The sequence below is a fragment of the Olavius algarvensis spirochete endosymbiont genome (assembly GCA_900608495.1).
Lineage (GTDB): Bacteria > Spirochaetota > Spirochaetia > DSM-2461 > DSM-2461 > UBA2779.
Window position 1 is genome coordinate 1 of sequence record UWYT01000145.1, and the last position, 1,418, is coordinate 1,418.

Genomic DNA, 1,418 nt, shown 5'->3' on the forward strand with positions numbered 1-1,418 from the left:
AGATTCGCAAAGTGCTGGTTATCAAGTAGGTTCAAGGTTAGTTCGATGCTCTAGTTCCGCGGTTATCACTGAAACGTCCAGCGATAGCCTGCGAGTTGTCTGTCCGACCGAGTGTGAGTACTCGTGATAATTTCGGCAAGCAGGCGGACTGACATCCCCGCGTTCTATTCCACTTGGCTTATGCACCGGATACGAAAAGGGTTTTGTCTTGTACCCAATCCTTTTAATGCCAGGCAAGTGAGCCGTATTTCTCTCCTTCCGGATAAGGTGGATGCTTTCGTTTTCTGGTCGAAAAACCCTGAACCTATGTTGAAGTTCCTTGGAGAACTTGATAGTCGAGGATTCATCTATTATTTCCAGTACACTTTAAATGACTATCCGCAGGATTTCGAACCTTCGATACCGAATGTCAACAGGAGACTCGACACTTTCAAAGCGTTTTCAAACAGACTTGGTCCCGAGAAGATGGTTTGGCGATACGACCCCATAATTATCAGCCCGGCCACGGATTACAGCTTTCATACATCCACATTTGAACGACTGGCATATGCACTGCGCGGCCTAACCCGACGCGTTATTATCAGCATTATCGATCTCTACCACAAAACCAGCAAACGTATGGACAACTTGACAAATAGCAATGATACACGAGGGATGGCAATGCTGCGCAACGCTCCTGAAATGCTGGAATTGCTATCTCACATCGCCGACACTGCCAGAGCCGCAGGGATGAGGCCTTTCTCCTGCGCCGAAGAATTCAACTACTCAAACCTTGGAATCCCGGCAGGCAGCTGCATTGATTGCAAGCTTATTAACGACATAGGCGGTCGCTCATCCGCTAAGAAAGATCGGGGACAAAGGGCTGATTGCCGCTGTGTTGTCAGCCGCGACATCGGCGTGTACGACACCTGCGTTCACGGATGCTTATACTGTTATTCCACAAGAAACTGGGGGCTGGCGCGTCAACGCTATTCTGAACACGATCCGGAAACGTCCATGCTCACAGAACGCTGATACCATTGCTGAAATAATTAATCATCACTATCGAAAATGTGGTTAGCTTGATATCAGCAGGAACCCACTCTCATCATTATATCCACTGCCCGCAACGTAAGTTGCCGCTGTCGGTTCCGGCACGCCAGCTATGCAGATTAGCACATACCGCCGGATTTCAGTAACCGTTGCTTTGCGCTACCGGGCATGAGTCAATGTCATACTTCTCAACAAAAGCATGGGAACTCAATGAAAACGTGTTACACTTATGAGAATGCAGGCCTAAATTGGAGGTTTGGGATGCTCAGAAATGTGATTATTGCCCTGGTACTTACACTGGCTCTGGCCCCGATGCAACTCTGGGCTTCGATTTACCGTTGGAACGGGAATGCTGGCAATAATAACTGGGATGATTCCCGTAATTG

General features: G+C 48.3%; 1 protein-coding gene. It reads left to right on the top strand.

Going from position 1 to position 1,418, the window contains the following annotated elements:
• The first annotated feature begins 123 nt into the window (after window positions 1-123).
• Window positions 124-1,014: a DUF1848 domain-containing protein gene (locus S1OALGB6SA_RS03930; RefSeq protein WP_124032627.1), complete on the top strand. Its 891-nt coding sequence runs from the start codon at window positions 124-126 to the stop codon at window positions 1,012-1,014.
• Window positions 1,015-1,418 lie beyond the last annotated feature (404 nt).